This window comes from Actinophytocola sp. (assembly GCF_050699915.1).
In the GTDB taxonomy this organism is placed as follows: domain Bacteria; phylum Actinomycetota; class Actinomycetes; order Mycobacteriales; family Pseudonocardiaceae; genus Actinophytocola.
This window is the reverse complement of record NZ_JBOHGA010000271.1, coordinates 1-7,399: the sequence shown is the minus strand read 5'-3', so window position 1 is coordinate 7,399 and position 7,399 is coordinate 1. Positions and strand designations below refer to the sequence as shown.

At 70.9% G+C, this 7,399-nt stretch carries 9 protein-coding genes and 1 pseudogene; 2 read left to right on the top strand and 8 right to left on the bottom strand.

The window, feature by feature from the left end; all coding sequences use genetic code 11:
* From ACRDSK_RS29825 to ACRDSK_RS29805, 5 genes and pseudogenes are all read right to left on the bottom strand, one after another.
* Positions 1-189 (bottom strand): annotated as a pseudogene (locus tag ACRDSK_RS29825) (NUDIX hydrolase); the annotation flags it as partial.
* A 12-nt stretch (positions 190-201) separates the two neighbouring features.
* Entirely contained in the window at positions 202-1,332 is a 1,131-nt protein-coding gene (locus tag ACRDSK_RS29820) for a glycosyltransferase family 4 protein (protein WP_431444691.1), read from the bottom strand.
* Positions 1,329-2,267, bottom strand: a complete 939-nt coding sequence (locus tag ACRDSK_RS29815; protein WP_431444690.1) for a phosphatidylinositol mannoside acyltransferase — start codon at positions 2,265-2,267, stop codon at positions 1,329-1,331. The genes ACRDSK_RS29820 and ACRDSK_RS29815 overlap by 4 nt, the downstream gene beginning before the upstream one ends.
* Positions 2,264-2,905, bottom strand: coding sequence for a phosphatidylinositol phosphate synthase (gene pgsA, locus ACRDSK_RS29810; RefSeq protein ID WP_431444689.1), 642 nt, complete (start codon positions 2,903-2,905; stop codon positions 2,264-2,266). The genes ACRDSK_RS29815 and pgsA overlap by 4 nt, the downstream gene beginning before the upstream one ends.
* 48 nt (positions 2,906-2,953) lie before the next feature.
* Positions 2,954-3,448: a MarR family winged helix-turn-helix transcriptional regulator gene (locus ACRDSK_RS29805; protein WP_431444688.1), complete on the bottom strand. Its 495-nt coding sequence runs from the start codon at positions 3,446-3,448 to the stop codon at positions 2,954-2,956.
* A gap of 102 nt (positions 3,449-3,550) precedes the next feature.
* Between ACRDSK_RS29805 and ACRDSK_RS29800 the strand changes: the two genes are divergently transcribed.
* Positions 3,551-4,114 (top strand): YceI family protein, encoded by a 564-nt coding sequence (locus ACRDSK_RS29800; RefSeq protein ID WP_431444687.1) that lies wholly within the window; start codon positions 3,551-3,553, stop codon positions 4,112-4,114.
* A gap of 47 nt (positions 4,115-4,161) precedes the next feature.
* Here ACRDSK_RS29800 and ACRDSK_RS29795 read toward each other — a convergent pair whose 3' ends face one another.
* Both ACRDSK_RS29795 and ACRDSK_RS29790 read right to left on the bottom strand, forming a co-directional pair.
* On the bottom strand, positions 4,162-4,716 hold the full coding sequence (locus ACRDSK_RS29795; RefSeq protein WP_431444686.1) for an HIT family protein: 555 nt from the start codon (positions 4,714-4,716) through the stop codon (positions 4,162-4,164).
* Positions 4,717-4,752: 36 nt separating this feature from the next.
* Positions 4,753-5,433, bottom strand: coding sequence for a DUF305 domain-containing protein (locus tag ACRDSK_RS29790; RefSeq protein ID WP_431444685.1), 681 nt, complete (start codon positions 5,431-5,433; stop codon positions 4,753-4,755).
* Positions 5,434-5,539: 106 nt separating this feature from the next.
* On the opposite strand from ACRDSK_RS29790, the gene ACRDSK_RS29785 reads away from it, so the two are divergent.
* Positions 5,540-6,961, top strand: a complete 1,422-nt coding sequence (locus ACRDSK_RS29785; RefSeq protein WP_431444684.1) for an LVIVD repeat-containing protein — start codon at positions 5,540-5,542, stop codon at positions 6,959-6,961.
* Positions 6,962-7,027: 66 nt separating this feature from the next.
* On the opposite strand, the gene ACRDSK_RS29780 is transcribed toward ACRDSK_RS29785, so the two are convergent.
* Positions 7,028-7,399: hypothetical protein (locus ACRDSK_RS29780; protein WP_431444683.1), on the bottom strand; the 372-nt coding region annotated here is incomplete at its 5' end.

Genomic DNA, 7,399 nt, shown 5'->3' with positions numbered 1-7,399 from the left:
CATCGCCGCGGCCACCGCCCGGCCCACCACCGCCCGGCGGGCGAGCGCCGCGTCCAGCGCCGCCCACGCCGCGTCGGTCCGCACGTGCAGCCGGTCCAGCCGGTTCGCCGTCGCCGCGAGCCACAACCCCAGCACCACGGCCACGACGAACGCGACGGCCAGCAACGTGATCAGCAGACCTGTGCTCACGAGAAAGGCACCTCACCCAGATTCGACTACCTGCCGCGGATCCGCGGCTATCGCCTGCTCGTACACCCGCAACACCTGGCCGGCGACGACCGGCCAGTCGTAGGCCGCCACCCGGCGGCGGGCGTTCGCGACCAACGTCCCCCGACGTTGCGGTTCGGTCAGCATCCCGCGAAGGGCGTCGGCCAGCGCAACCGGGTCCCCCATTCGGAACAACGCCCCGGCCCGTCCGTCGTCGAGCACCCGGCGGAACGCGTCCAGATCGCTGCCCACCACCGCGGTGCCGGCGGCCATCGCCTCGGTCAGGATCATCCCGAAGCTCTCGCCCCCGGTGTTGGGCGCGCAGTACACGTCGACACTGGACAGCATCCGCGCCTTGACCTCGTCGTCGGCCTGGCCCAGCAGCTCCAGGCGGCCGGCGAGCTCGGGCCCGGCCAGCCGGCGCAGCTCGGCCTGGTCGCCGCCGCCGACCACGACCAGGCGCAGCTCCGGGAATTCCGGCACCAACATGCGCAGCGCGTCGAGCAGGACCGGCATCCCCTTGCGCGGCTCGGTGAACCGGCCGACGAAGCCGACGGTGCCGCCCTCGCGCGGGTAGCCGGGCAGCGGCTGCGCCTGGGCGAAGAACTCGACGTCCACGCCGTTGGGGATCTCCACCGCGTCCCCGCCGAGGTGCTCGACCTGCACCCGCCGGGCGAGCGCGGACACCGCGATCCGCGCGGTGATCTTCTCCAGGAACGGCTGCAGCACCACCTGGAACGCCGACAGCGTGCGGGACCGGTGGGTGGAGGTGTGGAACGTCGCCACGATCGGGCCGTCGGCGAGCAGCAGCGCCAGCATCGCCAGGCTCGGCGCGGTCGGCTCGTGCAGGTGCAGGACATCGAAGTCGTGCGAGCGGATCCACTTGCGGACCCGGGCGTAGGACACCGGCCCGAACGACAGGCGCGCGACCGAGCCGTTGTACGGGACGGCGAGCGCGCGGCCCGTCGGCCGGACGAACTCGGGCAGCGGCGTGTCCTCGTCGGCCGGCGCGAGCACGTCGACCTGGTGGCCGAGCTTGCGCAGCGCCTTGGCGAGATCGACGACGTGCCCCTGGACTCCTCCGGGCACGTCGAAGGAGTACGGGCAGACGACCCCGATCCTCACCGCGACTCCGACGCCTCCTCGGGCTTCGCCGGCTCCCGCAGCGCCTCGCGGCTCTGCTCGGGCAGATCGGCGAGCCATAGCTTCTGCATCATGTGCCAGTCGGCCGGGTGGGCCGCGATGTCCGCGGCGAACCCGTCGGCGATCCGCTGCGTCGCGGCCGCCGCCTCGTCGCGGCCGGACACCTCGATCGGTGTGTGGAAGCGCAGGCCCCAGCCGTCCTCGGTGAACGTGTTGTCCACGCACAGGATCTGCGCCCCGGTCGCGGCCGCGAGCCGCGCCGGCCCGGCGGGCATCCGGGTCCGCTCGCCGAACAGCGTCACCGGGATGCCGCGCTTCGACAGGTCGCGGTCGGCCAGCAGGCAGACGGCCTTGTTGGCGCGCAGGCGTTCCAGCAGCACCCGGTACGCGAACCCGCCCGTGGGCAGGATCTCGAAGCCGAGCGACTCCCGGTGAGCGACGAACCGCTGGTACAGCGACTCCGGCCGGAGCCGCTCGTTGACGGTCGTGAACCGTCCCAGGTGGCCGACCAGCCAGACGCCCGAGACGTCGAAGTTCCCGGTGTGCGGCAGTACGAGGACGGCTCCCTTGCCCCGCTCCAGGGCGGCGTCGACGAGCGCCTTTCCCTCCGTCCGCTCGTCGACGTGGCGGTAGATCGCCTCGTGGTCCATGCCCGAGAGCCGGAACGTCTCCATCCAGAAGCGCGCGTAGGACCGGACGCCGGCGCGGACCAGTTCGTCCAGCTCCGCCGGCCCGGCGTGCGGTACGACGCGGGCGTAGTTGCGGCGCAGCTGGGCGATCCCCGCGCCGTTGCGGCGGAAGGCGAGATCGGCGCCGGTGCGGAAGCCGGCGCGTGCGAGCGGCTCGGGCAGCGCCCGCACCAGGCCCCAGCCCGCCGCGTACGCCGCGGTCTGCAGCCGCTCTCCGAAACCGGTCATTCGCCTGCCTCCGGGGTGGGCGTCGCCGTGTCGGCCTGGCCGTCGGCCGACTGGCGCACCGCCACGAGCCGCTGCACGACGGTGACCACCGAGCCGGCCACCAGCAGCCACAACGCGACGTCGACCGCGTAGGGCACGCCGAAGCCCGTCAGCCCGGTGCCGACGAGGGCGACGATCAGCCGCTCGGCGCGTTCGACGAGCCCGACGTTCGCGGTCAGCCCGGCCGCCTCCGCTCGGGCCTTGACGTAGGAGATGACCTGGCCCAGCACGAGGCAGATCAGGGCGGCCGTGGCGAGGGCCGGCGACTCGTCGACCTCGAAGGCGTACCAGGCGATCGCCGCCAGGAGGGCGCCGTCGGCGATCCGGTCACAGGTCGAGTCGAGCACAGCGCCGAACTTCGTGCCGCCGCCCCTGGCCCTCGCCATCGCGCCGTCGAGCAGGTCGAGCATCACGAAGCCCCACACGGTGAGCGTGCCGGCGAGGAGGTGTCCGGTCGGGAACAACCACAGCGCGAAGCCGACCGCGCCGGCCGTGCCGAACACGGTCATCGCGTTGGGCGTCATGCCGAGCCGGACGAGTCGCTCGCCGATCGGATCGGTGACGCGCGAGACCGAAGCTCGGGCGAAGATGTTCAGCATGGGTCGGGCGAGCCTCGTCCAAGGGGCGGCAACGGGTGCGCGAGCAGCCTAACGCTCGACCACCAGGTTGGAGCAGGGCGGCAGCGCCGACGCGTCGACGCCCTCCAGGATCGCCTTGCTGATCTCGCCGAGCTGCTCGATCTGCTCCGGGGTGAGCCGGTCGAAGAGCTTCTCGCGCACCTCGGTGACGTGGCCCGGGGCGGCGGCCGCCAGGGTGGCGTAGCCGGCGTCGGTGAGCTCGGCGAACGAGCCGCGCTTGTCGGTCGGGCACTCGCGGCGGCGCACCAGGCCGGCCCCCTCGAGGCGGGCGACGGCGTGTGAGAGCCGGCTGCGGGACGAGCCGCGCAGGCCGGCGAGCTCGCTCATCCGCAGCGTGCGGTCGGGGGCCTCGGAGAGGGACACCAGGATCTCGTAGTAGGTGTGCGGCATGCCGGAGTCCCGCTGCAGCTGACGGGACAGCTGGTCGGTCAGCCCGAGGACCGCGGCCATGAACGTGCGCCAGACCTCCTGCTCGTGGTCGTTCAGCCACCGGATGTCGGACATGTCTCCAGTGTACTTGTTGAACCCTCAACCAAGCCGGAGTACGGTGACGGTTGATCGCTCAATAGATGAGCGTTGAACTATCTCCACGGGAGGACACATTCCATGAGCAGCGCAACCGCTCTCGAGATCCCCGGCTACCTGGCCGGCACCTGGGACATCGACCCCGCGCACACACACGTGGGCTTCGTCGTTCGGCACATGGTGGTGACCAAGGTTCGCGGGCGGTTCGACGACGTCAGGGGCGAGATCGTCACCGCCGAGAACCCGCTCGACTCGACCGTCGACATCGCGGTCGACCTCCAGTCGGTCAGCACGAACAACAAGCAGCGCGACGACCACCTGCGCTCGCCGGACTTCTTCGAGGTCGAGACGCACCCGGAGATGACCTACCGGGCGACCGGCGCCCGCCAGGTCGGCGAGGACTTCGTGCTCGACGGCGAGCTCACGCTCAAGGGCGTCACGAAGACCGTGCCGCTGACCTTCGAGCTGAACGGCTTCATGAGCGACCCGTACGGCGGCACCCGCACCGGCTTCTCCGGCACCGCGCAGATCAACCGCAAGGACTTCGACGTCAACTTCGACGGCATCCAGAACGGCGTCACCGTGGTCGCCGACAAGATCGACATCCACATCGAGGTGGAGGCCGTGCTCCGGCAGGACACCTGATCCGTTCGCCCGACGGCGCGCTCCTCTTTGGGGGCGCGCCGTTCTGGTCAGAGCTCGGTCCAGGCCTTCGCCAGCAGCGCTCGCGTCTCCCCCAGCAGCTGCGGCAGGACCTTCGTGTGGCCGATGACCGGCATGAAGTTCGAGTCACCGCCCCACCGCGGGACCACGTGCTGGTGCAGATGCGCGGCGATCCCCGCGCCCGCGATCACGCCCTGGTTCATCCCGATGTTGAACCCGTGCGGCGCCGAGACCGAGCGGGCCACCGTCATCGCGCGCTGGGTGAACTCCGCCAGCTCCACGGTCTCCGAGGGCGACAGCTCCGGGTAGTCCGCGACGTGCCGGTACGGGACCACCATCAGGTGCCCGGGGTTGTACGGGTAGAGGTTCAGCACGCCGTACACCTCCGCCCCGCGCGCGATGATCAGCGCGTCGGCGTCGTCGAGCTCGACCAGTGCGCAGAACGGACAGCCGTCGACGTCGTCGCCGGTCGGCTTGTTCTGCCCCTTGATGTAGGCCATCCGGTGCGGAGTCCACAGCCGCTGAAGCGCATCGGGCACACCGACGCCCTCCTGCTGCACGCGCTCCGGCCCGGCCTCGGTCATGCACCGAATCCTAGTGTTCGGCCGCGCCGGCTCGGCTCAGCCGCCGAGCATCCCCCACATGCGGTCGATCTCGTCGCCCTGCACGACGGCCACGTCGTCGGCGATCTCCTGCACCCGGACGTCGGATCCCGTGCGGCGAACGTCGCGGACCATGGTCAGCGCGCCCTCGTGGTGGGTGATCATCAGCCGGAGGAACTGCCCTTCGAACGCCGCGCCGCGCGCCGCACGCAGCTTGCGAAGCTGGTCCTCGGTGGCCATGCCCGGCATGGCCGCATGCGCCTCGTCGTGGCCGCCCGGGTTCACCTTCTCCTCGTCGTGCTCTTCGAGCCAGCGGTTCAGCATGTCGATCTCCGGCCGCTGGGTGTCGGCGATGCGGTCGGCGAGCCCCTTGACGTCCTTGCGGGCCGCGCGGTCGGCGGCGAGGTCGGCCATCTCGACCGCCTGCGCGTGGTGAACGATCATGTCGCGGACGAAGGCCACGTCGGCGTCGTTGGGCGGCTCCTCCTCGAACGGGGTGGCCTCACCGGGCGGGATCGTGCTCGCCGGCTCCCCCGGCCGCCCCGGAACGATCACCGGCGCCGAGTTGGCCGGCGGCGGGGGCGGCGCCTGGTCGGTACACGCGGCGAGCACGCCGGCGGCCAGCAGCGCACCGACACCAGCGGCGATCCGCTGCCGGCGCGCTCGGCGGGAAGCGTTCGTCCCGCTTGTCCGAGTCATGAGTAATCGTGTTCCGATCTGCCGAAATGCCCGCGGTCAGCGCTAGTTTATTCCCGCCCCGCCTGTACATAATGTGGTTCTTCCGAAGGTGAGGAGAGGGGCAGACGTGAGGACGACCCTGCACGGCTGGCGCAGGCGTGCGTCGGCCACGGCACTCGGCGCGGCGGTCTTGGGCGCCGCCATGATCGCCGGCGTGTCACCGGTCACAGCACAGGACTTCCCTGGCGAGGACGAGATCGTCAGCAGCCCGAACATGAAGCAGGTGGCCCAGCTGCCACCGACCGCGCCGCTCGTGGACGGCGTCGGCACCGACCTCGCGTTCCAGGGCAGGTACGCGTTCGTCGGCAACTACCTCGGCTTCACGATCTACGACATCAAGCAGCCCAAGCGGACCAAGATCGTGAGCCAGGTGCTCTGTCCGGGCGGGCAGAACGACATCTCGGTCACCGGGAACCTGCTGTTCCTGTCGACCGACGCGCGGCGCTCCAACGACTCGTGCGCCTCGACCGGCCAGAACGACGGCGCCAAGCCGTACTGGGAGGGCATCAAGATCTTCGACATCAGCAACAAGAAGGCGCCGCGCTACATCAAGTCGGTGGAGACCGCGTGCGGCTCGCACACTCACACGCTGGTGCCGGACAAGGCGGGCAAGAACGTCTACCTGTACATCTCCTCGTACGGCCCGGACGACAGCCTTGCCAAGTGCAAGCCGCCGCACGACAAGATCTCGATCGTCGAGGTCCCGCTGCGCACCCCGACCGCGGCCAAGGTCGCGGCCACGCCGGTGGTGTTCCCGGACGGCGGCAACCCGGGCATCCCGGGCAACGTCGAGGACGGTTACGTCACCAAGACCTCGGGCTGCCACGACATCACCGTGTTCCCGGAGAAGGACCTCGCGGCGGGCGCCTGCATGGGTGACGGCGTGCTGTACGACATCTCCGACCGGCTCAACCCGCGGGAGATCCACCGCGTCCAGGACGACGCGCACTTCGCGTTCTGGCACTCGGCCACGTTCAACAACGCCGGCACGAAGGTGGTCTTCACCGACGAGCTCGGCGGCGGCGGTGCGGCCACCTGCAACGCGCAGATCGGCCAGGAGCGCGGCGCCAACGGCATCTACGACATCCAGGGCCGCGGCGACAACCGCGAGCTGGTGTTCCGCAGCTACTTCAAGATCGACCGCATGCAGACCGACGACGAGAACTGCGTCGCGCACAACGGCTCGCTGATCCCGGTCAAGGGCAAGGACATCATGGTCCAGTCCTGGTACATGGGCGGCATCCAGGTGTGGGACTTCACCAACTCGGCGAAGCCCAAGCGGATCGGTTTCTGGGAGCGCGGCCCGGCCGCGGATCCGAACACCGGCGGCGGCACCTGGTCGGCGTACTACTACAACGGCTACATCTTCTCGTCCGACCTCGGCAAGGGGTTCGACGTGCTGCAGATCAACGACCCGCGCACCGACGCGGCGAAGGATGTGCGCTTCGATGAGCTGAACGCGCAGACCCAGTACCGCTACGGCCGCTGAGCTACGCACCAGAACGGCGGGCCCTCCCTTCACGGCGGGGCCCGCCGTCGTGTGTCCCGGCCCTGCTCAGCCGCCGGCCAGGGCGGCGAGGTCGCGAGTCTGGAGCATCCGCATGACCCGTCCGACCGGGCCGTCGGCGCCGGGCTCCGCCTCGATCCGCACGACGCTCGCCTGCTCGACGAGGTCCACCGAGGCGTCGGGCAGCAGCTCGTCCCACGGCTGGCGACTGGACGGCGCCGTCCCGTCGGCCAGCTCGCGCTCGACGCGGTCGCGCATGGCCGAGACGTCGTCGGGCGGCGCGAGGCAGGCGACCTCGGTGACGGCGCCGGAACCGGTGGCCCGCACGCCGACCGCGTAGGACGTGGGGTCGCCGTCGACGCCCGTCACGACGACCGCGGCCGCGACGTCGCCGAGGCGGCCGGCGAGCCGGCGCAGCAG

Coding starts and splice junctions, on each gene's coding strand:
- ACRDSK_RS29790 (WP_431444685.1), bottom strand. CDS start 5,433: ATGACTCGGACAAGCGGGACGAACGCTTCCCGCCGAGCGCGCCGGCAG.
- ACRDSK_RS29815 (WP_431444690.1), bottom strand. CDS start 2,267: ATGACCGGTTTCGGAGAGCGGCTGCAGACCGCGGCGTACGCGGCGGGC.
- ACRDSK_RS29805 (WP_431444688.1), bottom strand. CDS start 3,448: ATGTCCGACATCCGGTGGCTGAACGACCACGAGCAGGAGGTCTGGCGC.
- ACRDSK_RS29800 (WP_431444687.1), top strand. CDS start 3,551: ATGAGCAGCGCAACCGCTCTCGAGATCCCCGGCTACCTGGCCGGCACC.
- pgsA (WP_431444689.1), bottom strand. CDS start 2,905: ATGCTGAACATCTTCGCCCGAGCTTCGGTCTCGCGCGTCACCGATCCG.
- ACRDSK_RS29795 (WP_431444686.1), bottom strand. CDS start 4,716: ATGACCGAGGCCGGGCCGGAGCGCGTGCAGCAGGAGGGCGTCGGTGTG.